Source organism: Pigmentiphaga kullae (genome assembly GCF_004216695.1).
In the GTDB taxonomy this organism is placed as follows: Bacteria; Pseudomonadota; Gammaproteobacteria; order Burkholderiales; family Burkholderiaceae_B; genus Pigmentiphaga; species Pigmentiphaga kullae.
The window spans coordinates 1,119,184-1,143,603 of record NZ_SGXC01000001.1 but is presented as its reverse complement, the minus strand read 5'-3'; the positions used below and the strand labels follow the sequence as shown (position 1 = coordinate 1,143,603).

At 69.2% G+C, this 24,420-nt stretch carries 25 protein-coding genes; 8 read left to right on the top strand and 17 right to left on the bottom strand.

The features are described 5' to 3' along the window. Positions 1 to 8 precede the first annotated feature (8 nt). Both EV675_RS05655 and EV675_RS29670 read right to left on the bottom strand, forming a co-directional pair. The gene (locus EV675_RS05655; RefSeq protein ID WP_165404449.1) at positions 9 to 989 is read right to left on the bottom strand and encodes a FecR domain-containing protein; all 981 of its coding nucleotides are present in this window, start codon (positions 987 to 989) and stop codon (positions 9 to 11) included. After that, on the bottom strand, positions 986 to 1,492 hold the full coding sequence (locus EV675_RS29670) for a sigma-70 family RNA polymerase sigma factor (RefSeq protein ID WP_165404448.1): 507 nt from the start codon (positions 1,490 to 1,492) through the stop codon (positions 986 to 988). The genes EV675_RS05655 and EV675_RS29670 overlap by 4 nt, the downstream gene beginning before the upstream one ends. 191 nt (positions 1,493 to 1,683) lie before the next feature. On the opposite strand from EV675_RS29670, the gene EV675_RS05650 reads away from it, so the two are divergent. Beyond that, positions 1,684 to 2,763 (top strand): Rpn family recombination-promoting nuclease/putative transposase, encoded by a 1,080-nt coding sequence (locus EV675_RS05650; RefSeq protein WP_207221915.1) that lies wholly within the window; start codon positions 1,684 to 1,686, stop codon positions 2,761 to 2,763. A 6-nt stretch (positions 2,764 to 2,769) separates the two neighbouring features. On the opposite strand, the gene queC is transcribed toward EV675_RS05650, so the two are convergent. The 3 genes from queC to EV675_RS05640 all read right to left on the bottom strand — a co-directional run bounded on the left by queC (position 2,770) and on the right by EV675_RS05640 (position 4,955). After that, on the bottom strand, positions 2,770 to 3,480 hold the full coding sequence (gene queC / locus EV675_RS05645; RefSeq protein WP_130356366.1) for a 7-cyano-7-deazaguanine synthase QueC: 711 nt from the start codon (positions 3,478 to 3,480) through the stop codon (positions 2,770 to 2,772). Beyond that, positions 3,480 to 3,641 carry a DUF6726 family protein gene (locus tag EV675_RS29665; protein ID WP_165404447.1) on the bottom strand — a complete coding sequence of 54 codons (162 nt, stop codon included), beginning with the start codon at positions 3,639 to 3,641 and terminating at the stop codon, positions 3,480 to 3,482. Before EV675_RS29665 ends, queC begins: the two co-directional genes overlap by 1 nt. An 81-nt stretch (positions 3,642 to 3,722) precedes the next feature. Then, positions 3,723 to 4,955 (bottom strand): MFS transporter, encoded by a 1,233-nt coding sequence (locus EV675_RS05640; protein ID WP_130356365.1) that lies wholly within the window; start codon positions 4,953 to 4,955, stop codon positions 3,723 to 3,725. A 107-nt stretch (positions 4,956 to 5,062) separates the two neighbouring features. Here EV675_RS05640 and EV675_RS05635 point away from each other — a divergent pair, with 107 nt between their 5' ends. Next, the gene (locus EV675_RS05635) at positions 5,063 to 5,842 is read left to right on the top strand and encodes an AraC family transcriptional regulator (protein ID WP_130356364.1); all 780 of its coding nucleotides are present in this window, start codon (positions 5,063 to 5,065) and stop codon (positions 5,840 to 5,842) included. Positions 5,843 to 5,846: 4 nt separating this feature from the next. Here the strand turns inward: EV675_RS05635 and EV675_RS05630 are convergent, their stop codons facing one another. Genes EV675_RS05630 through EV675_RS05620 form a run of 3 tightly spaced genes read right to left on the bottom strand, consistent with a single transcriptional unit; the run spans position 5,847 to position 7,962 of the window. Then, the gene (locus EV675_RS05630) at positions 5,847 to 6,041 is read right to left on the bottom strand and encodes an alpha/beta fold hydrolase (RefSeq protein ID WP_130356363.1); all 195 of its coding nucleotides are present in this window, start codon (positions 6,039 to 6,041) and stop codon (positions 5,847 to 5,849) included. After that, a complete protein-coding gene (locus tag EV675_RS05625) occupies positions 6,041 to 7,021 on the bottom strand; it encodes a Bug family tripartite tricarboxylate transporter substrate binding protein (RefSeq protein WP_242621341.1) in 981 nt (326 codons plus the stop codon). The genes EV675_RS05630 and EV675_RS05625 overlap by 1 nt, the downstream gene beginning before the upstream one ends. Positions 7,022 to 7,068: 47 nt before the next feature. Beyond that, positions 7,069 to 7,962: an MBL fold metallo-hydrolase gene (locus EV675_RS05620; RefSeq protein WP_130356362.1), complete on the bottom strand. Its 894-nt coding sequence runs from the start codon at positions 7,960 to 7,962 to the stop codon at positions 7,069 to 7,071. Positions 7,963 to 8,063: 101 nt separating this feature from the next. On the opposite strand from EV675_RS05620, the gene EV675_RS05615 reads away from it, so the two are divergent. The 4 genes from EV675_RS05615 to EV675_RS05600 all read left to right on the top strand — a co-directional run bounded on the left by EV675_RS05615 (position 8,064) and on the right by EV675_RS05600 (position 11,492). Next, positions 8,064 to 9,032, top strand: a complete 969-nt coding sequence (locus EV675_RS05615; RefSeq protein WP_130356361.1) for a LysR substrate-binding domain-containing protein — start codon at positions 8,064 to 8,066, stop codon at positions 9,030 to 9,032. 138 nt (positions 9,033 to 9,170) lie between these two features. Next, positions 9,171 to 9,980 (top strand): DODA-type extradiol aromatic ring-opening family dioxygenase, encoded by an 810-nt coding sequence (locus tag EV675_RS05610; protein WP_130356360.1) that lies wholly within the window; start codon positions 9,171 to 9,173, stop codon positions 9,978 to 9,980. A gap of 215 nt (positions 9,981 to 10,195) precedes the next feature. Next, positions 10,196 to 10,603, top strand: coding sequence for a DoxX family protein (locus EV675_RS05605; RefSeq protein WP_130356359.1), 408 nt, complete (start codon positions 10,196 to 10,198; stop codon positions 10,601 to 10,603). A gap of 4 nt (positions 10,604 to 10,607) precedes the next feature. Next, entirely contained in the window at positions 10,608 to 11,492 is an 885-nt protein-coding gene (locus EV675_RS05600; protein WP_130356358.1) for a LysR family transcriptional regulator, read from the top strand. 7 nt (positions 11,493 to 11,499) lie between these two features. Here the strand turns inward: EV675_RS05600 and EV675_RS05595 are convergent, their stop codons facing one another. The 4 genes from EV675_RS05595 to EV675_RS05580 are packed head-to-tail and all read right to left on the bottom strand — an operon-like array spanning position 11,500 to position 15,636. Next, positions 11,500 to 12,630 (bottom strand): zinc-dependent alcohol dehydrogenase, encoded by a 1,131-nt coding sequence (locus EV675_RS05595; RefSeq protein ID WP_207221914.1) that lies wholly within the window; start codon positions 12,628 to 12,630, stop codon positions 11,500 to 11,502. Continuing rightward, entirely contained in the window at positions 12,627 to 13,610 is a 984-nt protein-coding gene (locus EV675_RS05590; RefSeq protein WP_130356357.1) for a hypothetical protein, read from the bottom strand. The genes EV675_RS05595 and EV675_RS05590 overlap by 4 nt, the downstream gene beginning before the upstream one ends. Before the next feature lie 33 nt (positions 13,611 to 13,643). After that, a complete protein-coding gene (locus tag EV675_RS05585) occupies positions 13,644 to 14,612 on the bottom strand; it encodes a TAXI family TRAP transporter solute-binding subunit (protein ID WP_130356356.1) in 969 nt (322 codons plus the stop codon). Between the two features lie 10 nt (positions 14,613 to 14,622). Continuing rightward, positions 14,623 to 15,636: a Bug family tripartite tricarboxylate transporter substrate binding protein gene (locus EV675_RS05580; protein WP_130356355.1), complete on the bottom strand. Its 1,014-nt coding sequence runs from the start codon at positions 15,634 to 15,636 to the stop codon at positions 14,623 to 14,625. A gap of 190 nt (positions 15,637 to 15,826) precedes the next feature. On the opposite strand from EV675_RS05580, the gene EV675_RS05575 reads away from it, so the two are divergent. Continuing rightward, on the top strand, positions 15,827 to 17,665 hold the full coding sequence (locus EV675_RS05575; protein ID WP_242621340.1) for an ABCB family ABC transporter ATP-binding protein/permease: 1,839 nt from the start codon (positions 15,827 to 15,829) through the stop codon (positions 17,663 to 17,665). Positions 17,666 to 17,675: 10 nt separating this feature from the next. Here the strand turns inward: EV675_RS05575 and EV675_RS05570 are convergent, their stop codons facing one another. Together EV675_RS05570 and EV675_RS05565 are read right to left on the bottom strand one after the other, a co-directional pair. After that, positions 17,676 to 18,335 carry a bifunctional 4-hydroxy-2-oxoglutarate aldolase/2-dehydro-3-deoxy-phosphogluconate aldolase gene (locus tag EV675_RS05570; protein ID WP_130356354.1) on the bottom strand — a complete coding sequence of 220 codons (660 nt, stop codon included), beginning with the start codon at positions 18,333 to 18,335 and terminating at the stop codon, positions 17,676 to 17,678. A 79-nt stretch (positions 18,336 to 18,414) separates the two neighbouring features. After that, on the bottom strand, positions 18,415 to 19,620 hold the full coding sequence (locus tag EV675_RS05565) for an MFS transporter (protein ID WP_130356353.1): 1,206 nt from the start codon (positions 19,618 to 19,620) through the stop codon (positions 18,415 to 18,417). Between the two features lie 157 nt (positions 19,621 to 19,777). On the opposite strand from EV675_RS05565, the gene EV675_RS05560 reads away from it, so the two are divergent. After that, positions 19,778 to 20,074, top strand: a complete 297-nt coding sequence (locus EV675_RS05560; protein WP_130356352.1) for an acylphosphatase — start codon at positions 19,778 to 19,780, stop codon at positions 20,072 to 20,074. On the opposite strand, the gene EV675_RS05555 is transcribed toward EV675_RS05560, so the two are convergent. The 3 genes from EV675_RS05555 to EV675_RS05545 are packed head-to-tail and all read right to left on the bottom strand — an operon-like array spanning position 20,075 to position 24,376. After that, positions 20,075 to 21,547: an aldehyde dehydrogenase family protein gene (locus EV675_RS05555; RefSeq protein ID WP_130356351.1), complete on the bottom strand. Its 1,473-nt coding sequence runs from the start codon at positions 21,545 to 21,547 to the stop codon at positions 20,075 to 20,077. A gap of 27 nt (positions 21,548 to 21,574) precedes the next feature. Further along, positions 21,575 to 23,365: a thiamine pyrophosphate-binding protein gene (locus tag EV675_RS05550; protein WP_130356350.1), complete on the bottom strand. Its 1,791-nt coding sequence runs from the start codon at positions 23,363 to 23,365 to the stop codon at positions 21,575 to 21,577. Positions 23,366 to 23,404: 39 nt separating this feature from the next. Beyond that, positions 23,405 to 24,376: a Bug family tripartite tricarboxylate transporter substrate binding protein gene (locus tag EV675_RS05545; RefSeq protein ID WP_242621339.1), complete on the bottom strand. Its 972-nt coding sequence runs from the start codon at positions 24,374 to 24,376 to the stop codon at positions 23,405 to 23,407. Positions 24,377 to 24,420: the final 44 nt, after the last annotated feature.

Below are 24,420 nucleotides of genomic sequence, written 5' to 3'. Positions count from 1 at the left end.
GAAAAGTATCAGTGGGCGTCGTACTCGACCATGACCCAGTAGGGCGTGCGGCGAACGACCCTGACAGGCATGGTCCTGGCCAGCAACGCCAGGCCGGCGTCGGTATCCTGCAGCGGAAAGGCGCCCGACACACGCAGCGACGCTGCGTCCGCCGTGCTGTAGAGTAGTCCGCGCCGATGGCGTCCCAGTTCCGCGAGCAGCGCGTCCAGGCGCATGTCCTTGGCGACCAGCATGCCCTGGCGCCAGGCCAGGTCCGCCGGCCCGGCCACGCCCACCGGGCTGTTCCAGCCGGCCGAAAAACGCAGGGACTGGCCGGGCGCGAGGACGGTGAAGGACTGGGCCTGCCCGGCGCGGCGCAAGGCCACGTGGCCGTCGTATACCGAGACTGCCGTGGCCGCGTCGAGCTGGCGCACCGCGTAGCGCGTGCCCAAGGCACGCGCCTGGCCATCCGCGGTCTCCACCAGGAAGGGGCGCTTGACGACGGCCCGATCAGGCGCGGTCTCGACCAGGATCTCGCCCGCGCGCAGGATCAGGCGGCGCTCGCGCGCGTCGAACTTCACGTCGACCGCGCTCCGGGTGTTCAGGACCAGGCGCGTACCGTCCGGCAGCGACAGCTCCCGGATCTCGCCGACGCCGCTGGCATGATCTGCCAGGAACACCTGCGCCTCCTGGGTGCGGGCCGCGATCCAGGCAGCCGGGATCACACCCATGCCCGCCAGCGCCGCCAGGACACGGCGGCGGGTGCGCCCGCTGGCACCCGCCGCCAGCTTGGGCAGCACCTGCCGGCCCAGTTCGGGCGGCACCTGCCGCAGGATGCCAAGGACTTCCTCGGCGCGGCGCCAGGCCTCTTCGTGACGGCGGCTCAGCCTGCGCCAGGCCAGCAGCTCGCGCATGTCCTGCGGCGACAGCGGTCCCCCCTGCAGCCGCACGAGCCAGTCGGCGGCCTCGCCGTACACCTGGGCGTCGGGCGGCGTGTCGGCGCGGCTCACAGCATCTCCATGCAGGCGATGAAGGCGCGGCGCATGTGGCGCTTCACGGATATCTCCGCCATGCCCAGTCGCTGCGCGATCTCGGCGTATTTCAGCCCGTCGATCTGAGCCATCAGGAACACCACCCGCACGCGTTCGGGCATCTCGCCCAGCATGCGGTCGATGCGCAGCAGTGCCTCGCGCACACTGGCCTGGGCCTCGGCCGACGGAGCCAGCGGCTCGGGCTGACCGGCCAACGCTTCCCGGTACAGCCGCGCCACCTCCTGGTGGCGCCAGTGGTCCACCAATAGCGCCTTGGCGATGTGCACCAGCAGGGCACGAGGCTCGGGCCCCAGGTCGGCCAGGCTGCGCCGCACCAGGAGACGCATGAACGTATCCTGCGCGAAATCGGCCGCGTCGGCCGGGCTGTCGACCCGGCGCCTGAGCCACCCCACCAACCAGCCATGGTGGCTGGCATAAAGCGTGTGCAATCCATCCTGCGCTGTCGTGGAACCCGCGGCCATCTCGTCACCGCGTCCGGGATGAACGCGCTTTAATGATAATGATTCTTATTATTCATTTTTGGCGAGCAAGTGGCAAGAGCTGGCGGAACGGGTGCTCGCGTACGTGCAACTCCCCATGGGCAATCCTCGGCCGGCGGCTGCTTGGAACGAAGCCTGCGGGCTAATGTGAAGGGGTCTTTCAAGGACCTTCCATGCAGCCCTCTACCGATTCCGTTTCCTCCCCCGCGCCCTGGTTCGCGCCACCGGGGTCCTTCATGTTGTCGGAACCGGGGCATCCGCTGCCGGCAGCGCCCTCCCGGCGGGCATCTCCCCCTCTGCTCGACCTGCGCAACGACCTGGTCTTCAAGCTGCTGTTCACGCGGGCGCCGCACCTGCTGGCCGACCTGATCAACGCCGTGCGCCACGACGAGACCCCGATCGTCGTCGAACGCATCCTCAATCCGCAGATCGATGCCGGTGATCTGGACGGCAAGACCATCGTGCTGGACCTGCATGCGCGCGACGCGACCGGCCAGCTCTACAACATCGAAATGCAGGTGCGGCGCTACGAGCGCTGGCCGGCCCGCAGCGCCTACTACCTGGCCCGTACGCTGTCCGAGCAGATCCAGCGCGGCCAGGACTACGAACTGCTCAAGCCGGCGATCGCCATTCACTTCCTGGCGCACGATCTGTTCGACGATCCCGAACAGGCGGACTGGCGCTTCGAATTGCGCGACCGGCGCCAGCCCGCGATACGACTGGGCAAGGAGCTCCAGTTGCATATAATCGAATTGCCCAAGGCGGAGCGCCTGGGGTGCCTGCCGGCGGCGCTGTCGGCCTGGGTCGCGTGCTTCCAGCACGGATGGGAGGAAGCCGGCATGAAGGACATCACTCACGAGCCGGTGCGTGAAGCGGTCGGAAGGCTGAAAGTCCTGACCATGGACGAGGACGCACGCTGGCGCGCGTACTCCCGTGAAAAAGCGATCGCCGACAATGCGGCGGCGCTGGCCTACGCGACCCGGACAGGGATGGAGCAAGGCCTTGAACAAGGTCGTGCGCGAGGTCTTGAGCAGGGCCTTGAACAGGGCCTCGAGCAAGGGCGTGAACAAGGCCTCGTCCAGGGCCGCCGGCAAGGCGAGTCCGCCCTGCTTGAACGCCTCCTGGCCCGCCGCTTCGGCCCTCTGCCCGATGCCACGATCCAGCGCTTGCGCGACGCCTCGGACGCCGAGCTGGAAACCTGGTCCGTCAACATCCTGGATGCCGCGACACTGGCCGAGGTATTCGGCGAATAGGCCGCGCTACTCGCCGCCCGGCGCCTGCCGCCAGCGTCCATACCCCGCCGCCCGCAGTTCGCAGGCGGGGCAGGTCCCGCACCCGTAGCCCCAATCGAATCGCTTGCTGCGATCGCCCAGGTAGCAGGTATGACTGTGCTCGGCCACGACCTCGACCAGCGCGTCCCCGCCCAGGTCCTCGGCCAGCTGCCAGGTCTGGGCCTTGTCCAGCCACATCAGCGGCGTCTCGAAGGTGAAGCGCTGCCCCATGCCCAGCGACACCGCCACCTGCAGGGCCTTGACGGTATCGTCGCGGCAATCGGGATAGCCGGAGAAATCGGTCTCGCACATGCCGCCGACCACGATCTCCAGCCCGCGGCGATAGGCCAGCGCCGCCGCCATGGTCAGGAAGACCAGGTTGCGTCCGGGGACGAAGGTGTTGGGCAGTCCGGCATCGGTTAGCTTGATCTCGGTGTCGCGCGTGAGCGCGGTATCGCTCAGGGCGCCCAGCACCGACAGGTCGATGGCGTGGTCCTCGCCCAGCCGGGGTGACCAGTCCGGGAAGCGGGCGCGGATCTCGCGCAGCACGTTCCGGCGGGCGTCGAGTTCCACGCGATGGCGCTGGCCGTAGTCGAAACCCACGGTCTCGACCAAGGCGTAGCGGTCCAGGGCCCAGGCCAGGCAGGTCGTGGAGTCCTGGCCGCCGGAGAACAGGACGAGTGCCTTGCGCGCGTCCATCAATCGATCACCGCGGCGCAGGCGTCGGTGGGCGCGGCGGCGACGTCGCCCACCACGGGGACGATCTTGAGGCCGGCGGAGGCGATGCGGCAAGGCGCGGCCACCACGCCGCAGCCGTTCAGCGCAGCCGCGAAGACGAAGACAAACAGAAGACTTTTCATGGAACCCTGGCAGGAGAGTCGTGCGTGTCGCCACCAGGGTAGCATTATGAGATGGCGCCGCGGCGCCCGGTACATGGCCGATCAGGCCTTGGCCAGAACCGGCTTGGCACGCGACCGGCCCAGGTCCGGCAGGAAGGCGGTCAAGAGGCCCAGCAGCGGCAGGAACGAGCACAGGTGGTAGACGTATTCGATGCTGGTCACGTCGGCCACCTTGCCCAGCACCGCGGCCCCCAGGCCGCCCATGCCGAAGGCGAAGCCGAAGAACAGGCCCGACACGGTACCCACCTTGCCCGGCATCAGCTCCTGGGCGAACACCAGGATCGCGGAGAAGGCCGACGCCAGGATCAGGCCGATTACGAAGCTCAGGACTCCGGTCCATGCCAGGTCCACGTAGGGCAGCACGAGCGCGAACGGCGCCACGCCCAGGATGGAACCCCAGATCACCTTCTTGCGGCCGATGCGGTCGCCGATGGGGCCGCCCAGTATCGTGCCCAGGGCGACCGCGATCAGGAAGGCGAACAGGTGCATTTGCGCGGCCTGCACCGACACGTCGAAGCGGTGCATCAGGTAGAAGGTGTAATAGCTCGTGAAGCTGGCCATGTAGAAATACTTGGAGAACAGCAGCGTGAGCAGGATGGCCATCGAGCCCGTGACGGTCCCGCGGCTGAGCGTGGGCGCGGGCGCCACCGGCCGGGCCTTGCGCGGGCCGGACAGGTGCTGCCGCTTGTACCAGGCGCCCACCTGGTAGAGCACGACCATGGCCAGCAGCGCGGCCAGCGCGAACCACGCCAGGCTGTCCTGGCCGCGCGGGATGATGAACCAGGCGGCCAGCAGCGGTCCCATGGCGCTGCCGGCGTTGCCGCCCACCTGGAAGATGGACTGCGCCAGGCCGTGGCGGCCGCCCGATACCAGGCGCGCGACGCGCGACGATTCGGGATGGAAGATGGACGATCCGGTGCCCAGCAGCGCCGCCGCCACCAGCAGCATGGCGTAGTTGGGCGCGAAGGCCAGCAGCACGATGCCGGCCATGCTGCACGCCATGCCCATGGGCAGAGAATAGGGCTTGGGATTGCGGTCCGTGTACAGGCCGACCAGCGGCTGCAGCAGCGAGGCGGTCAACTGATAGAGCAGCGTGATCAGGCCGATCTGCGTGAACGACAGCGAGAACTCGCTTTTCAAAAGCGGATACACCGCCAGGATCAGCGACTGCAGCATGTCGTTCAGGAAGTGCGAGAAGCTGATCGCGCCCAGTATCTTGAAGCCGGTGCGTTCAGCCTGGGCGGGCGGAACTTGGGCAGGGTTGACGCTTTGCATGGGGTCTCTGGATATGCCCGATGGGCTCAGGGTTTTTACGTATTTTCGTAAGCGTACCTGTCCAGATTGCGTCTGTCTTGCGAAAATAAGGCACACGCCTTCTAGAAATGGACAAAAGCCCTCCTTTTCCCGACTACCACGACTACGACCGCCGCGAGCGGCCGGTCACGGCCATGGCCAAGGACTTCCCGCCGGACTACCGCACCGGTCCGCACCAGCACCCATCGGGCCAACTGGTCTATGCCTTGTATGGCGTCGTGGTCGCGCACACCGAGATGGGCCGGTGGGTCGTGCCGCCCACCCGGGCCCTGTGGATGCCGCCCTCGGTGCGCCATGAACTGCGCATGGTGGGCGCGGTACGGATGCGCACGGCCTACATCCACGCGGAGGCCTCCCGGCAATTGCCGCCCCACTGCTCGGTCATGGCAATCTCTCCGCTGCTGCGCGAGCTGATCCTGGCGGCGATCGACATCCAGGGGCCCTACGACGAGGACTCGCGCAACGGCCGGGTCATGCGGCTGCTGCTGGACGAACTGCGGCAGCTGCCCACGCTGCCTCTGCGCCTGCCCCGTCCCGCCGAGCCGCGCCTGCAGGCGGTGTGCGAGGCCATCGTCGCCGCTCCCGACGACAAGACCACCGCCCAGGGCTGGGCGCACCGCCTGGGCGTGGACGCCAAGACCGTGCACCGCCTGTTCGTGCGCGAAACCGGCATGACCTTCGGCCAATGGCGCCAGCAGGCGCGGCTGCTGGCCGCGCTGGAACGCCTGGCCGAGGGCGCGAAGATCCTGGACGTGGCGCTGGAGCTGGGCTATGCCAGTCCCAGCGCCTTCTCGACCATGTTCAAGCGGCAGTTCGGCGTCGCGCCAAGCGCGTTCTTCGATCAGTAGGTCTTCAGGGCCGGCCCAGGAAATCGGCCACGACGGCGTTGAACCACGCCTGCCGTTCCAGGTGCGCCGCGTGGCCGCAGCCCGGCCAGTCGAAAGCCACGCAACGGCGGCCCGCCAGCGCGGCCATGGTCGGCCGCCAGATGGCCGACGAAGCGGCGAAGCCATGCAGCAACAGCAAGGGCGTGCCATGCGCCATCATCAGTTGTCCAGCGTCACGCCGGACTTGCGCACGATGTCCTGCCAGCGCCGCGCCTCGGCGCGCAGCGCGGCCTCGAATTCGGCGGGCGCCCCCTTGCCCGGCACGAAGCCGGCCTGGGCGTAGGCCTCGCGCACCTGGGACATGGCCAGCACGTCGCTCAGCGCCTGCGACAGGACCGCGATCACGGCCGGATCGGTACCCTTGGGCGCCGCCAGCCCCCACCAGTTGCCGAGCACGACATCGGGCATGCCGGCCTCCGCTGCGGTGGGCACCCCCTTCAAGCCCGGATAGCGGGTCGGCGAAGCAACGGCCAGCGCGCGCACGCGCCCTTGCGGCATGTACGACGCGGCGATGCTGTAGCCGCCGATATAGAGCTGGATCTCGTTGGCCAGCAGGGCCTGCACGCCCAGCGACGACCCCCGGTAGGGAATGTGGGTCATGTTCGCGTGCATCGCCTCGCTCAGCATGTAGGCCGACAGATGGGGCGTGGTGCCGGCCCCCGGCGAACCGTAGTTCAGCTTGCCCGCGTGCTGTCTGGCGTACTGCGCGAAGCCGGCGTAGTCCTGCGCCGGCACCGCGGCGCTGATGTAGATGAAGGCAGGCACGTCGGCCAGCTTGCCCACCATCGCCAGGTCCTCCAGCGGATCGAAGCCCAGCTTGCGATACAGGAACTGGTTGATGACGAAGTTGTTGGTCGCGCCCAGCACCAGCGTGTAGCCGTCGGGCTTGGCGCGCACCACGTCCTGCATGCCGATGTTGCCGCCCGCCCCGGTGCGGTAGTCGATGACCAGGGGCTGGCCCAGCCGCTTCTCCAGCAGGGGCTGCACCTGGCGGATGGCGATGTCGCCCGCCGCCCCCGGCGCATAGGGCAGCACGATGCGTATGGGCCGATCGGGATAGCCGGCTCTTGCGCCGGCGGCAAGGCAACAGAGGAGGCCGGCGGCGAACAGCGCGGCGCGGCGGCTAACGGTATCGGTCACGGCATGCCCTCCTGGAAGATGCGCCGGATGCCGCCGGCGCGGCGGCGCTACAGGTCGATGCGCATCAGGTCGTGGGCCAGGCGCAGCGGGCCGTCGTAGTTCTTGCGTATGTCGGTCACGATCTCGTCCATCAGGTGCGGTCCCATCAACTCCACCGGCAGGTGCTTGGCGGCGGCGCGACGGAGCACCGGGCTGGTGGAATCGAAGTGGCCGAAGTGCGTGGCCACGAGGCTCTTCACATTGGCCCGGCGCGCGATCTTGCCCAGGTCCGTGGGGCTGGTATGGGAATAGGTCCCCACGCCGGTCTTGGCGCGGTGGGCGATGAAGGACTCGGGGAAGGTGCACTCGTGGATCAGCAGGTCCGCGTCCTGGGCCAGCCGCACCATGGCGTCACAGGGGGCGGTGTCGCCGCTGAAGGCGATGACCTTGCCCTCGGCCTCGACGCGTACCCCGAAGCATTCGCAGATGTCGCGCGGGATGTGCTCGACCCAGTCCACCGAGATCTTCACCTTGTCATCCTCGAACACCACGCCGGGCTGGACTTCGCGCACCTCGGGCCGCGCCGCCTCGATGTTCTGCTGGCGCACGGGATAGGCGCTGCGAGCACGGAAGTCGGCCTGGAACGCGCCATGCTCGAATAGATGGTCGACGAAATGCCGCGTGCCCTTGGGGCCCAGCACCAGCGGCGCGCCGGTCTTGTTCAGCATCCAGCTGGAGATGACGAAATACGGGTAGTCGCAGATGTGGTCATGGTGCAGGTGGGTCAGGAAGACGAAGCCCACCTTGGCCGGATCCACGTTGGCGCGCACCATCTGCCGCGTGGCGCCTTCGCCGCAGTCGAACAGGTAGTGCCGGTCCTCGTCCAGCGTCAGCAGGATGGCCGACTGGCCTCGGTCGGGGTCGGGCAAGGCGGCGCCGGTGCCCAGCATCGTGATCTTCATCGGGGTCTCGCGGGTAGGGGAAAACGGGCCCAGTGTAGGCACGCAGTGACTACCAATGCATAAATTCTTAGAATCAAGTGAAAACCAATAGGAATCACACTGTGGACACCGCCTACCGCATTCCGACCGTCCGCCAGATACGTTCCAGGCTGCGGCTGCGCCACCTCGACCTGCTCGAGGCGCTGCACGCCACCGGCAGCGTGCACAAGGCCGCCGCGCGCCTGGGCATGACCCAGCCCGCGGCCAGCAAGCTGCTGGTGGAGCTGGAAGAAGCCTTCGGCGTGCCGCTGTTCGTGCGCTCACGGCGCGGCATCTCGCCCACGCCGTATGGCCAGTCGCTGGTGCAAAAGGCCGGCGTACTGTTGGCGGACCTGGACGGAGCCCGCAACGAAATCGAGGCGCTGACCCGGGGCGCCACCGGCCGGGTGCGCGCCGGCGTGCTGCAGGTGGTGCTGCCGGTGCTGGTGCCGCGCGCGCTGGCGCGCATGCACGAAGCCCACGCGGGCATCACCGTGATGATCCAGGAAGGCACCAACGACCTGCTGCTGGCGGCGCTGGCGCGCGGCGAGCTGGACTGCATCATCGGGCGCCTGATGCAGGGCGCCTCGCAGGCCATGTTCCGCACCGAAGTGCTGTACGACGAACCCATCTACGTCGTCGCGCGGGTGGGGCATCCGCTCGCGCGCTCGAACCGCGTGACGCCCGCCACGCTGGCGCGGCAGGCGTGGATCCTGCCCCCGCCCGATGCGCCGCTGCGCCAGCGCATCGATGCCTATTTCGCCGAACAGGGCCTCACGCTGGGCGTACCGCTGGCCGAATCCGTCTCGCTGCTGGCCAACGAGGTCCTGCTGCGCAATACCGACGTGCTGGCCGCCATGCCCCGCGGGGTCGCCCGGCACTACGCCAGACTGGGGATACTTACCATCCTGGACTTCCGGCCGTCCTGGGCCTTGCCTTCGGTGGGGGTCGTGCTACGCTCGGACGTAGCGCCGTCGCCCGCCCTGGAGTTCTTCCTGCGGGCCGTGCGGGAAGAAGCCGCCGGGCTGCGCCGGCAAGCGGAACAAGAGTAAAGGCTGAAGCCGGAAACCCTGCTGCCCCGAACCGTGGATCATCAACGAACAGGAAATGACCCCTTCCGTTTTGCACGATTGATTGCCTGACAGTACGCGCCTATATTGCCGACAAAGGCCACGCCACAGGAGCTTGCCATGTCCGCCTCGAGCGCCCACCGTCTGCCGACCTATTTCATCCCCCATGGAGGGGGCCCCTGCTTCTTCATGGAATGGCCCGGCAATCCCCGCATGTGGGACCGCATGGCCGCTTTCCTGAAGGGACTTGCCGCGTCGGCGGGCCCCCGCCCACGGGCGGTGCTGGTGATTTCCGGCCACTGGGAAGAGGACGACTTCACCGTCAACGCCAGTCCCAATCCGCCACTGCTGTTCGACTACTACGGCTTTCCCGAGCACACCTACCAGCTGCAGTACCCGGCGCCCGGTTCACCCGCACTGGCTGGCCGCGTGCGTGAATTGCTGGGGCAGGCGGGAATCGCTTCCGGCTCGAACACCGAGCGGGGGCTGGATCACGGCGTATTCGTGCCGTTCAAGCTGATCTTTCCCGAGGCCGACATTCCCGTCGTCCAGCTGTCGATGAAGACGGGCCTGGATCCCGAAGCCCATCTGGCGGCCGGACGCGCGCTCGCGCCGCTGCGCGACGAAGGCGTGCTGATCGTGGGCAGCGGCATGAGCTTCCACAACATGCGGGGCTTCGCGCCGGCGTTCAAGCCGGCCTCGCAGCGCTTCGACGACTGGCTGGCCGAGACCGTGGCGCTGCCGCGCCAGGCGCGCGAACAGGCGCTGGCGAGTTGGACGTCGGCGCCCGACGCGCGCGTCTCCCAGCCCCGGCCCGACCACCTGCTGCCGCTGATGGTGGCGGCGGGCGCGGCCGGCGATGACCCCGGCAGCCGCATTTTCCAGGATGAAGTCATGAACGTAGTCGTCTCCGCCACCCGTTTTGGGTAGGGAAGCCCACCCCCTGCGCCCTTCGGGCGCCCGGCATGGCCAGCCCCCAGCCGCTACGCGGCAGCCCCCCACGGGGCCGGGGCCCGCCTTGGGGCGGCTCGGCGCCGGGCCCCGCGGGGGGCGGCGCTGGCGGATCGGCAAAGCCGGATCCGCGGCGCCCTGGATCGGACACAATCTTTTTTCACCCACGTGTCACTCTTGAAGGAAAACGACAAATGCAGACCTCCACCAACGACACCTTTGCCATCTGGGCCCCCCGCGCGCAAGCCGTCATGCGCATCGTCATCGCCTACGTGTTCCTGCAGCACGGCACGGCCAAGTTCTTCGACATCCCGTCGCTGGGCATGCAAGGCATCCAGTTGTTCTCGCTGATGGGCCTGGCCGGCGTGCTGGAAATCGGCGGCGGCCTGCTGATGATCCTGGGCCTGTTCACCCGGCCGGTGGCGTTCATCCTGTGCGGCTTCACGGCCGTGGCCTACTTCATGGCGCACGCGCCCAAGGCCTTCCTGAGCCCGCTGCAGAACGGCGGCGAACCGGCGGTGCTGTACTGCTTCGTGTTCCTGTTCTTCGCCGTGGCCGGCGCGGGCGCCTTCAGCATCGACGCATCGCGCGGCAAGGCTTGAAGGCTTGGACACCCTGGTCAGCATGAAGGTGTTCCGCCTCGTGGTCGAGGCGGGCAGCTTCGCGCGGGCGGCCGGGCAGCTGGGCATCTCGCCGGCCATGGCCAGCAAGCACCTGGCCCACCTGGAACGCAGCCTGGGCGCCCGCCTGCTCAACCGCACCAGCCGGCACGTCAGCCCGACCGAGGCGGGGCAAGTCTATTTCGAGCAATGCTGCGAGGCGCTGGACCTGCTGGACAACGCCGAGGCCACGCTGCAAGACAGCCACGCCGAGCCGCGCGGCCAGTTGAAGGTCACCGCGCCCGTCTGGTGCGCCAACGGCCGCTTCGCCAGCATGCTGGCGTGCTACCGCGAGCGCTACCCGCGCGTGGTCATCGATCTGCGCCTGAGCAACTACAAGGTGGACCTGGCCGAGGAAGGCTTCGACCTGGCCCTGCGCGCCACCGCCACCCAGAACGCACCGTCGCTGATCGTGCGGCCCCTGTGCGAGGTCAGCTTCGTGCTGGCGGCCTCGCGCGACTACGTGGACCGGCACGGCCCCTTCGAGTCGCCGGCCCAGTTGGCCGACCGGCCGGCCGTCCTGCCCGCCTACATCAAGCGGCCCGAGGAAATCCGGTTGCAGGGGCCGGCGGGGCCCTCGACGCTGCGCGTGCCCACGGCGCTGAAGACGGATGACTCGTCCCTGGCGCGCCACAGCCTGTTGGCGGGTATCGGCCCCGGCTACCTGCCGGAATGGCTGATCGCCGACGACCTGGGCAGCGGCGCACTGGTGCGCCTGCTGCCGCAGTACCGGCCGCCGTCCGTGACCCTGTACGCGGCCTATACCAGCCGCAAGTTCATGGCGCCCAAGGTGCGGACCTTCATCGACTTCTTCAGCGAGGCGTTCGGCTAGGGTCTGTTCAGCCCTGCCCTGGATGCACCACGGCCATCCAGATCGGCTCGCTGCGATCGAGCATGACCTGCAGGGCCCGGTTCACCTCGGCCAGCGGGAAGTGGTGGGTGATCAGCGCATCGGCATTCAGCCGGCCCGAGGCCAGCAATTCCAGGACGGCGTCGGTGTCCGAGCGCGTGCAGGCCCGGGTGCCGACGATCTTCCAGCACATCTGCATGGCCTCGGCCACCGTCAGCGCCAGCGGCGTGGCGTTGCCGCCCATGTGGACCAGGGTGCCGCCCAGGGCCAGCGCGCGCAGCGCCTGCATCGTTCCCGGGCCGCCGGGGAAATAGTCCAGCACGGCGTCGGCGCCTCCCGGCAGCAGTTCGCGCAGCCGGCGGGTCAGGCCCTGGTTGTCCGCCCAACCGGGCGCCAGTTCGTCCAGTGCGACCAGCTCCACCGGCAGGTCTCCCGCCAGCGGCCGCAGCGTTTCCAGGCGGGCGCGCGACCGCGCCACCAGCACCAGGCTCCGGGCGCCGTAGAACCTGGCGAGCAGGATGCTGGCCGTCCCCATGGTGCCGGTGGCGGCGGTGATGACCAGGCGCCCCGGTTCGGGAATGGCCGCGCACTTGAGCGCGCGCACGGCGTTGGCCAGGTCGTGCACCTTGGCGCCCACGTCGAAGTTGACGTTGTCGGGCAGGGGATCGACCAGCCAGTCCGGGGCGCGCGCGTACTCGGCCAGCCCGCCGTCGTGATAGCGCGCGTAGAGTTCCAGCTTGCCGGTGCCGAACGCGGCATGCCCGATCATGGCGGTCTCGGCGCACAGTTGCTGGCGGTCGGTGCGGCAATAGACGCAGTCGCCGCAGGACAACATGGGATGCACCCGCACCCGCCGGCCGACCAGCGAGGCGTCGGCCTCGCGCCCCGCCGCGACGACCACGCCCGCGATCTCGTGGCCGGGGGTGGACGGCAGGTGCTTGAAGCGGCCGCGTTCGAGCAGCTTCATCATGCCGGGCGCGATGCCGGCGGACGCCACTTTGATCAGCACGTCCCGCGCTCCGGGCTCGGGCACGGGCACGCGTTCCAGCCGCAGTTCCGTGGCGCCCTGGTGGGCCCGCGCGGCAAGCATGTCGCTCATGTTGCTGTCCTCGTAGGTCATGTCGATTTTCCCGGGCGCAGCGCATCGATGTCCGAGGACGCCATGCGCTCGGCCTGGCGGGCGTCCTGCGCCACTTGCGGAATGGGTTGGGTCGAGACCAGCGACAGGTGCGTGCTGGGCCCCGCGTGGATGCTGGCGAACGCCACCGCGCGGGGAATGCGGACGAAGTCGCCGGGCGCCAGGTGCAGCACGCCGCGCTGGGTCACCAGCGTGCGGGTGCCCGAGACCTGGTACTGGATCTCCTCGGCATTGCGCAGCCGGCGATAGACGTGTCCGGTCGACGCGGCGGCGGCCGTGGTTCCGATCATGGACGTGGGGCCGCGATACAGCCATTCGGTACCCGGACCGATGCGCATGACCTCCAGCCGCTCCTGCGTTTCATCGGCATGAGCCAGCAGCAGTTGCTCGTCGATGGGCGACAACGCCACGTCCTGGCCCGGGCCGGCCACGCCTTCGGTGACGAGTTCGTTCAGGGGTGCCGGCGACCAGCCCGGGAAAGGCGGGATCCTGGCCTCGGAGCGCCGGCTCACCGCGCCCAGGCGCTCGACCGGCCCGGGCACGTAGAACAGCAGGTGGATGTCGCGGCGGCCGTAGTTGTCGTGGGCCACGCCGTCGGGCAGCCGCGCGAACTCGCCCGGCACCACGTCCACGCTGCCCAATTCCGTCATGATGGTGCGGTCGCCGCAGACCTGGAACGAGATCTCGTCCACGCCGCAATTGCGGTGGTAGAACGGCTGGCGGGCGTTCATCGTCTGCCACTCTATCCGCATGGCCGCGCTTTCGTAGACGCCGCGCGGCGGCACGAAAGGCTGGTCCACGTATTCGGGGGGAAAATGCACCGCCTCGACGAGCGGGTAGGCGCGCGGAGGGCGGCCGCCGCCCGGCAGGGGCGCGGCCAGCAGCAGTTCCTCGCGACGGCGCAGCACGCGGGGCGGCGCATCGAAAGGAAATGCCTCCAGGTGTTCAAGGACTTCGGGCACGACGGTCTCCTTGGCGGGCAGACGGGAACGGGCTCAGCCCAGCAGCCCCGCCTCGCGGTAATAGCGTTGCGCGCCCGCATGCAGCGCGATGGACGGCCGGGCCATCCTGGACGGATCGATGGGATAGGACAGCGGGCTGCGCTGCGGCGGCAGGTGGCGGTACTGGCGCTCGATGGCCTCGCGCGTCTCCACCAGGCACCAGGTCAGCAGATGCGCCACGTCCTCGTCCATGTCGTCGCGCACCAGCACCAGGAAGTCCGAGAAGTCCAGCGCCTGCAGCGGCGTCTCGACGTTCTTCCAGTAGCCCGCGGGCAGCGGATTGGCCGGAAAACCGTGGTCGGCGCGCAGCCGGTCCAGGGCCGACGATTCCGCGGACAGCGGCACCGCCTGTCCGGATTCCACGATCCGCGCCCACCAGGGCGTCATGATCGCCTCCTGCAGCACGCCGTCCACCTCGCCCGCCTCCATGCGCGCCAGGCTGTCGCGCGGGTTGGTGTCCTCGACATAGGACCCGCCCCAGGCCGCCAGCGTGGCTTCGTCGATGCCGTGGGCCGCCATGAACAGCCGGCTCACATACCCGATGAAGTTGGTACCGTCGTTGCGCGACGTGGCCAGGCGCAGGGCCGGCCGGCGGGCGCGCAGTTCCTCGAACGAGCGGATGCCCAGGTCCGGCCGCAGCGCCAACACCATGCGGTCGTTCTGCGGCAGCACCGCCAGCGCCCGCAGGTTGGGTGCGGCCCGCCCCTGGAAGATGGCCTGGCCGGTCAGCGCCGCCGGCATCAGCATCGCCGGCGTCACCAGGCACAAGTCCACCTCGCCTTCCTGCACCAGGTCGATGGCCTCGATGCCGCCGGCGCGTATGCTCCATATGGCCACGCGGCTGCGCGGCCCGGCGCGCTTGCAGAACTCCTCGCACAGCCAGGAGCAGATGCGATGGAAGTTGGCCTGGCCCCAGTCGCCGACGAAGCGCAGGTGATACGAACGGGAAAGTGCGGGTTGCATGAAGGAACTCCTACTCGACCTTGACGTGGGCGTCCTGGATTACCTTCGCCCAGAATGCGTTCTGCTCGCGCACCAGCGCCGCGAAGGCCTGCTGGCTGCTGTCCACCGGCTCGAACCCCAGTTCCAGCAGGCGGCTGCGGATCTCGGGACGGGCCAGCACCTTGTGCACCGAGGCGGCCATCTTCGCCGTCAGCGCGGCGGGCGTGCCGGCCGGCACCAGCAGGCCGCCGAAGCCGACCACCTCGAAGCCGCCGTAGCCCGACTCCTTCATGGTCGGGATGTCAGGGCTGATGGGCGAACGGGCCGACCCGGTACTGGCCAGGATGCGCAGCGTGCCCGCCTGCACGTGCGGCAGCAGGTCGGAGTACGACGCGAACACGCTGGAGATGCGTCCCGCCGCCACGTCCATCACCGCCGGCGGCATGCCGGTATAGGGCACGTGCAGCATGTCGATGCCGGCCTGCTGCATCAGGATGACCGTGTTCAGGTGCGGCGTGGAACCCTGGCCCGGACTGGAGAACGACAACTGCGATCCGGGCCGGGCCGCGTACGCGACGAATTCCTTGACGGTCTTGACCGGCAGTCCGGCGTTCACGCCCAGCCACAGCTGGGCGGTGAAGAGCTGGGCGACCGGCACGAAGCTGGCCACCGGATCGTAGCCGGCCGAACGCAGCAGGTGCGGCGCCTGCACGTAGGGCGTGGTGCCCAGCAGCATGGTGCGGCCGTCGGGCGGCGACTTGGCGACGTAGGCGGCGCCGATGACGCCGGAGGCGCCCGCGCGGTTGTCCACGACCACCGGCACGCCCCATTCCTTGGACAGCGGCTCGGCCACCAGCCGCGCGGCGTTGTCGAACGAACTGCCGGCGCGGCCGGACACCACGATGGTGACGCGGCCGCCGTCGAAGGGATCGGCCGCCGCCGGCGCCGCGCCCGCGAACAGCGCCGCGCAGGCCAGGGCCGGCAGGCAGGCCAGCACGCGGCTCGCGCGCCTCCGCGCGCGGACGCTCAAAATGTCTGATTCCATGGTTGTCTCCCCTTTTTCCCGGGTGGTTCGTGGTGCGAATACTGTGATCCGGGCGCGAAGCGGTCAAACGAAATTCTCGCCGGCTGAGACGATGAAGGACCGCCGCCCTGCGCCGGTCATCATGGGGGTAAACGAGCCTGGATATCCGAACAGGCGTATCGTTGCCAACATCGCTTCCTGGAAACACGCTTTGAACACACCCGCTCCCGCGCGCCGCCCCGGCGGCGGCCTGGCCACCCTGCGCACCCTGCTTCCCTACCTGTGGCCGGCCCACGCCCCCCGGCTGCGCCTGCGCATCGTGGCCGCCCTGGCGCTGCTGATCGCCGCCAAGGTCGCCAACGTCTACGTCCCCATCTTCTACAAATCGGCGGTGGATGCCCTGGGCGGCACCGCCGCCGCCGTGCTGGCCATCCCCGTGGGGATGATCCTGGCCTACGGCGGCGCCCGCGTCCTGTCGCTGGTGTTCTCGGAACTGCGCGACGCGGTGTTCGCGCGCGTGGCGCAGAACGCCATCCGCGTCGTCGGCCTGCAGGTGTTCCGCCACCTGCACGGGCTGGCGCTGCGCTTTCACCTGGCCCGCCAGACCGGCGGACTGACGCGCTCCATCGAGCGCGGCACGCGGGCGATCAGCACGCTGCTGTCCTACATGCTGTTCAACGTGCTGCCCACGCTGTTCGAGATCGGGCTGGTCACCATCATCCTTTGGCACATGTTCGACGTCTGGTTCGCGCTGGCGACCCTGGTCACGGTGGTGCTGTACATCGCCTACACGCTGCTCGTCACGGAATGGCGCACGAAGTTCCGGCGCCAGATGAACGAGACCGACTCCGAGGCCAACACCAAGGCCATCGACAGCCTGCTCAACTACGAGACCGTGAAGTACTTCGGCAACGAGGAACACGAGGCGCGGCGCTACGACCACGCGCTGGGGCGCTACGAGCGCGCCGCGGTCAAGAGCCAGGTCAGCCTGTCGCTGCTGAACATCGGCCAGGCCGCGATCATTTCGGTCGGCCTGACCGTGGTGATGTGGATGGCGGCGCGCGGCATCGTCGCCGGCCGCCTGAGCATCGGCGACTTCGTGCTGGTCAACGCCTACCTGCTCCAGCTCTACCAGCCGCTGAACTTCTTCGGCTTCGTCTACCGCGAGATCAAGCAGTCGCTGATCGACATGGACCGCATGTTCGAACTGCTGTCCGAAGACCGCGAGATCGCCGACGAACCCGGCGCGCCCGACCTGCGCGTGGACGGCGCCACCGTCGAGTTCCGCCACGTGGTGTTCGGCTACGATCCGCGGCGCCTGATCCTCAAGGACGTCAGCTTCACCATACCGGCGGGCCGGACGGTGGCCGTGGTGGGATCGTCGGGCGCGGGCAAATCCACCCTGAGCCGGCTGCTGTTCCGTTTCTACGACGTCAGCGGCGGAGCGATCCTGATCGACGGCCAGGACATCCGCAAGATCAGCCAGTCCAGCCTGCGCGCGGCCATCGGCATCGTGCCGCAGGACACCGTGCTGTTCAACGACACCATCTACTACAACATCGCCTATGGGCGCCCGGGCGCGACCCAGGCCGAGATCGAGGAAGCGGCGCGGCTGGCCCACATCCACGACTTCATCCTGGCCATGCCCGACGGCTACCAGACCGTGGTGGGCGAACGCGGACTGAAGCTTTCCGGCGGCGAGAAGCAGCGCGTGGCCATCGCCCGCACCATCCTGAAGCGGCCGGCGGTGCTGGTGTTCGACGAAGCCACCAGCGCGCTGGACACGCATACCGAACGCGAAATCCAGGGCAACCTGCGCGAGGTCAGCCGCGGACGCACCACGCTGACCATCGCCCACCGCCTGTCCACCATCATCGATGCCGACGAGATCATCGTGCTGGACGGCGGCCGGGTGGTGGAGCGCGGCCGCCACCACCAGTTGCTGACCCTGGACGGCGCCTATGCCGCCATGTGGCGGCGGCAGCAGGAAAGCACCGCGGGCGGCGACGAGCTCAAGCCCTACCAGGCCGCCGCGGAGCAGGCCACCTGATTCGATCCGGTCAGGCGGCCGCGGCGTCCTTGAGCGTGGCCTGGAGCGCCGCCACCAATGCCTCGGTGTCGCGCGCGGCAAGCCGGGCCTTGTCGAACAGGTTGCTGCCCATGCCCACGATGTCGGCGCCCGAGCGGAAATAGGCCGCCATGTTCTCGCGCGTGACGCCACCGGTCGGGCAGAACAGCGTATCGGGGAAGACCGCCTTGACCGCGGCCAGGTGGCCCGGCCCGCCGGTATCGGCGGGAAAGATCTTCACCACGTCGGCGCCGGCCGCCTTGGCCGCGATGATCTCGGTGGGCGTGAACGCGCCCAGCATGCTCAGGGCGCCCGCCGCGCCGGCCAGTTCCACCAGGGACGGCACGACGCCCGGCGCGACCAGGAAGTCGGCCCCCGCCTCCAGGGCCGAGCGGGCCTGCTCGGCATCCAGCACGGTACCCACGCCTATCAGCACGTCCGTCCGGCCGATCCGTTCGGCCTCGGCGCGCAGCGACCGCAGGACGTCCAGCACGCCGGGTATGGTCCAGGTCAGTTCGATGCCCCGGCAGCCGGCGCGCAATGCGACCTGCGCGGCATACAGGGCGGTGTCGGCATCCTGGTAGCGCAGGACGGGGATCAGGCGCGCGGCCCGCAGCACGGCCCAGCGCTGCTGGGGGATGGAATCGGCCATGTTCGTCGTCCGGGAAGAGTCTGACCACAGGCTAGCATGGCGCGCGGCGCGAGCCTGTAAGGGGCGGCAACGTGCGCCGCTAGCGAGTGGCCGGCGGGACGGCGGCGGACCCGCGCGGCCGCATGGTCCACGCCGCCACCGACGCCAGCGCGGCCACCGCGCCGCCGATCGACACGCCATGCCAGCCGGCATGCGCGTAAAGCCAGGCCGATGCCAGCGACCCCAGCGAGCCGCCGATGAAGTAGCTCGTCATGTAGGCCGCCGTCAGGCGGCCGCGCGCCTCGGGGCGGATGCGATAGATGGCGTTCTGGTTGCTGATGTGCGCCGCCTGCGCGCCCAGGTCCATCAGGATCACGCCGACCACCAGCAATGCCACGGAATACTGGCCGAGCGCGATGGGCAGCCAGGACACCAGCAGCACCCCCAGGCCGAAGCGCGTGGCGGTCTCGCCCTTGCCGCGGTCGGCCAGCCGCCCGACACGCGCGGCGGCCAGCGCGCCGGCCGCGCCCGCCAGGCCGAACAGGCCGATGGTGAATGTGGAGTAGCCGAACGGCGGCGCGGACAGCAGGAAGGCCAGCGAGGTCCAGAACATGGCGAAGCTGGAAAAAGTCAGGGCGCCGAGCAGGGCCCGGGTCCGCAGCACCGGCTCCTGGGCGAACAGCGCGGCGATCGATGCGATCAGCCGGGGATACGGCATGCCGGCCGCCTGCGCCGGATGATGCGGCAGCGAACGGCGCAGGATGAAGGCCAGCGCCGCCATCAGGATCGCGGCGATCCCGTAGACCAGGCGCCAGCTGCCCAACGCCGCCACCAGCCCCGCGAAGGTGCGCGCCAGCAGGATGCCCAGCAGCAGGCCGCTCATCAGCGTGCCCACGACCTTGCCGCGTTCGTTCGGCGAGGCCAGCGTGGCGCCGAAAGGCACCAGCACCTGGGCAACCACCGAGAACAGCCCGGCCACGGTGGTGCCGGCCAGCAGGACCGGCAGGTTGCCCGCCAGCGCGCTGGCGCACAGCCCGCCGGCGGCCAGCAGCGTCATCACGAAGATCAGGTTGCGCCGGTCGAGCAGGTCGGCCAGCGGGACCAGCAGGAACAATCCGACCGCATAGCTGACCTGGGCCGCCGTCACGATGGAGCCGGCCTCGGGCACCGACAGGCCGAGATCGCCGGCGATGACGTGCAGCAGGGGTTGGGCGTAGTAGTTGGCCGCCACGGTCAGGCCGGTGGCGATGGACATCAACCAGACCAGGCCGGGACTCAGGGAAGGGGATGCAGCGTGTGTCGTCATGGCGGCATTATTCCCTACGATGCATCGATCAAGCCAATGGACCCCTCGCAGCGTGCGCCGGGCGGGCACGTTTTGCGCTGGTAGACTTCCAGTCCGGCCGCCGCCGCGCCCCCGGCCCTGGTCGAGCAATTCCCACCCAACCATTCCCGAACCGACCATGCAAGAACTCGATAGCTCCCCATCCCTGGAAACCGTCATCGTCCGCGTGACCGGCAGGGTCCAGGGCGTGGGCTTTCGCCTGGCCACGGTCCGACGCGCCCACATGGTGGGCGTGGGCGGCTGGGTCCGCAACAATGACGACGGCTCGGTCGAAGCGCTGGTGCAGGGCACGCCCGACCAGGTCGACCAGATGCTCGAATGGATGCGCCAGGGTCCGCCCCAGGCGCGCGTGGACGATCTCGCGAGCGAACGCCAGTTCATCGACCGGCGGTTCGCCCGCTTCGAACAGCAGTGATCAGCCCAGCTTGACGTTCACGTTCTTGGTGTAGGTGAACTCCAGCAGTTCGGCGAAGCATTCCTCGCGGCCGATGCCCGATTGCTTGACGCCGCCGAAAGGCGCGCCCAGGAAGTGCTGGCTGGTGTTGTTGATCCACACGTAGCCCGTCGTCATGCGCCGGGCGGCCCGGTGCGCCGTGTCCAGGTCGCGGGTCCAGATCGACCCCGTCAGCCCGAAGTCCACGTCGTTCACCTGCTCGAACAGCGCGTCCTCGTCGCGCCACTTGAACACCGACAGGATGGGGCCGAACACTTCCTCGCGCGCCAGCCGCATGTGCGGCTGCACGTCGGCGAACACCGTCGGCTCGAAGAAGAACCCCTGCGCCAGCGCCGGGTCGGCGGGCCGCTTGCCGCCGCTCACCAGCCGCGCGCCTTCCTCCAGCGCCGAGGCGACGAAGCCCTCGACCTTCTGCAATTGCGCCCGGCTGACCAGCGCCCCCATGGTGGTGGCCGGGTCGATGGGGATGCCGGGTTTGTGGCGCTCGGGCAGCAGGCGCGCCACGGCCTCCAGCACGCGGTCGTGGATGGATTCGTGCAGGAAGGCGCGGCTGGTGGAGCCGCAGCTCTGGCCCGACCAGGTGAAGTTCATGCCGCCGATGATGCCCTGCACCAGCTTGTCCAGATCGGCATCCGGATAGGCGATCAGTGCGTTCTTGCCGCCCAGCTCCAGCAACACGGGCTTCAAGTCGCGGGCCGCCGTCTCCATGACCGCCTTGCCGGTCGGCACGCCGCCGATCAGCGTGACCTTGCGCACCAGCGGATGCCGCGACATGGCGTCGCCGCACTCGCGGCCGCCGCACAGGAAGTTCACCACGCCCGGCGGGAAGATATCGCCCACCAGCTCGGCCAGCCGGATGATGGACAGCGGCGCCTGGTCGGGCGCCTTGACCACCACGGTATTGCCGGCGGCCAGCGGCGCGGCGATGCGCAGCGCCGCGAACATCAGCGGATGGTTGTAGGCGACGATGCGGGCGATCACGCCCATGGGTTCGCGCACGGTGTAGTTCAGGTTGCCGTCGCCCATGGGTATGGTCTCGCCCTTGACCTCGGCGGCCAGGCCGGCGAAGTACTCCAGCCCGTCGGCGGCGAAGCCGGCATCGTTCAGCAGGGCGGAGACGGGGTTCCCGTTGTTCAGCGAATCGAGCTGCGCCAGCGGCAGCGCGTGTTCGCGCAGCACGGCGGCGGCGCGGCGCAGGTAGTCGGCCCGGCGGGCCGGCGGCAGGCTGGCCCAGGCGGGAAAGGCGGCCTGCGCGGCGCGTACGGCGGCGTCCACGTCGTCCGCGCCTGCCACCGGGGCCTGGGTGATGGCTTCGTCGTAGGCGGGATTGATGGTGTCGGCATACAGGCCGGAGGCCGGTTCGTGCCAGGCGCCGCCGTAGTACAGACTGCGCCGGGTGGGAAGGATGCCCGGGGGGATTTCATGAGCACGCATGGAAGACTCTCTTGAAGATGGCAAGGACTAGTGGCTGGAACGGGTCAGGCCCGCCGTCATGGCGGGGTTGTAGCCGGGCTGGACGATGGCATCGACGACCACGATGCCGCCCCGCCTGACCGCGGCGGCGGCCTCGGCCAGGACACGCTCCAGTTCGTCCGCGCGGCGGACCGGTCCGATGCCGGTCAGCCCCTGCGCCCGGGCGATCGCCGCCAGGTCGGGGGCGGGCTCGTCGATGCGCTGGCCGACCCAGCGGTTCTCGACCGGCCGCCCACGCTGGCGCGCCACGCGCTCCTGGTGGATCTCGTCGTTGAAGAACGAGTGGTTGTTGCAGACGATCATCAGCATGGGGATGCCGGCATGGGCGGCCGTCCACAACGCGTTGACACCCATCATGTAGTCGCCGTCGCCGATCAGCGCCACCGGCAGGCGGTCGCCGCCCTTGAGCGCCAGCGCCGAGCCGATCGCCATGCCGGGACCCGAGCCCACGCCGCCGCCGCCGTCGTAGCCGACGAAATCCAGCGGATGCCGGAAGTCCCAGAACTCGCCGCTCCAGCTCAGCGGCAGGCGTGTCAGGCACGTCGGCGTATCGCCCAGCACCTTGCGCAGCACGGCGGCCACGGTGGGCACGGTCATGGGCGCGGCCGGATCCCCGGGTATCGCGGGACCCGGCACCGGCGCCTTCGGCGGCGCCGGCTCGCGGCGCGGCGCCACGTGTTCGTTCAGCAGCGCGACCGCGGGCTCGGGCTCGGACAGCAGGAAGAGATCGACCGGGGGCAGGCCCTGGTGGTCCATGCTCCAGCCGTTGTGGCTGTAGTGGTCCACCGACACCTGGATGACGCGGCTGCCCACCGGATCGGCGCCCCAGGCCTGCTTGAGCGTGCCGGCCAGGTCCAGCCAGTCCAGGCTCAGCACCACGTCGGCCTCGCGCAGCACCTTCTGCGCCTCGGGATGCAGGAACATGCCGCTGGGCGCGGCGTGCAGCGGATGATCGGTGGGGAAGGCGGCGCCCACCTTCAGGTCGGTCAGCACCTGCGCCTGCAGGGTCTCGGCCAGGCGCACGCGCGCCGCCCATCCTTCCTCGGACCGCGACACCCGCCCGGCCAGGATGACCGGACGCTTCGCCTGCGACAGCCAGGCCGCCGCCTGCCGCACCTGCTCGTCCGCGGGGCGGGCCGGCGGCGGCGGCAGATAACGGGCGGGATCGGGCAGCGGGACGTCCTCGTCGCAGCGCGCCTCCTGCACCGCCGCATCCAGGCAGACATAGACCGGGCCGTGCGGCGCCGTGGTCGCGATCTGGCGGGCGCGCAGCAGGGCTTCCAGCGCGGCGGGCACCGAAGCGGGCTGGGCATCCCACTTGACGAAGTGCCGTACCAGCGCGCCCTGGTCCTGCGCGGTGTGGATCCAGTCTATCCATGGCCGCCGCTTGGCCGCATCCACCGGTCCGGTCGCGCCCAGGACGATCACCGGCGCGCGGTCCACCCAGGCATCGTAGATGGCCATGGACCCGTGCATCAGGCCGACGTTCGCATGCAGCGCCGCGCCCAGCGGCTTGCCGGTCACCTTGGCATAGCCGTGCGCGATGGCGACCGCGTGCTCTTCGTGCAGCACCACGATCATCTGCGGCTGGCGGTTGCCCAGGTGGTTGACCAGGCTGTCGTGCAGGCCGCGATAGCTCGACCCCGGATTCAGGATCAGATAGGGAATGTCCAGCTCGCGCAGCAGGTCGGCGATCCGGTCGCTTCCCCATGCCACGCCGTCGTGTTCCCACGGCTGCGGTTCATCGCGTCGCACCAGCGATTCGGTCGAGGACTTCATGGTGTTTCCTGTGTCTGAAGAATGAGGCGAAGAAAAGATTCAATCGACGCGGATGTTGGCGCGCTTGATGACCTCGGCCCAGCGCTTGCGGTCGTCGCGCATCATCCGGTCCAGCTCTGCCGGCGTGCTGGTGGCGGCCTGTATGCCCTGCTCGGCCAGCTTGGCCTGGACCGCGGGCATCTTCAGCGCGCGGTTCAGTTCGGTGTTCAGCTTCTGCACGATCTCGGGCGGTGTGCCGGCGGGCGCGATCAACCCGATCCAGATGTCGCTCGCGAAGTTCGGCACCTTCTCGGCAATGGTCGGCACCTCGGGCAGCGTCTGCAGCCGCTGCGCGCCCGTCACGCCCAGCGCCTTGAGGCGGCCGTTCTGGATGTAGGGCAGCGCCGAATTGATGGGGCAGAACATGACGTCCACCGTGCCCGCCAGCACGTCCACCAGGGCCGGGTTCGAGCCCTTGTAGGGAACGTGGGTCATCTGGGTGGAAGTCAGCGACTGGAAGATCTCGGCCGACATGTGCTGCGGGCTGCCCGAGCCGGCCGACGCATAGGTCAGCTTGCCCGGCTGGGCCTTGGCCATGGCCACCAGTTCGTCGATGGAGCCGGCCTTCGACGAACTGGGCACGACCAGCGTCATCGGCAGCGTGGCCATCAGGCCGATGCCCATCAGGTCCTTCTGCACGTCGAAGGGCAGCTTGGGGTACAGCGCGGGATTGACCGCCACGGTCTGGTTGGGCGCGATTCCCAGCGTATAGCCGTCGGGCCTGGCCTTGGCCACCTGGTCGGTGCCGATGTTGCCGGCGGCGCCGGGCTTGTTCTCGACCACGAAGGGCTGGCCCAGCGTCTTGGACATTTCCTCGCCCAGCACGCGCGCCAGCACGTCGTTCGACCCGCCCGGCGGCAACGGCACGATGATGCGTATGGGCTTGCTGGGATAGTCCTGGGCGGACACGGCGGTGGCCGCGCAACAACCGATGAGCGCCGCGGCGAACGCCGCGCGGTAGGGATGCTTCATCATGTCTCCTCGCTGTGGGCCCGCATCGCTCGACGCGACAGGCG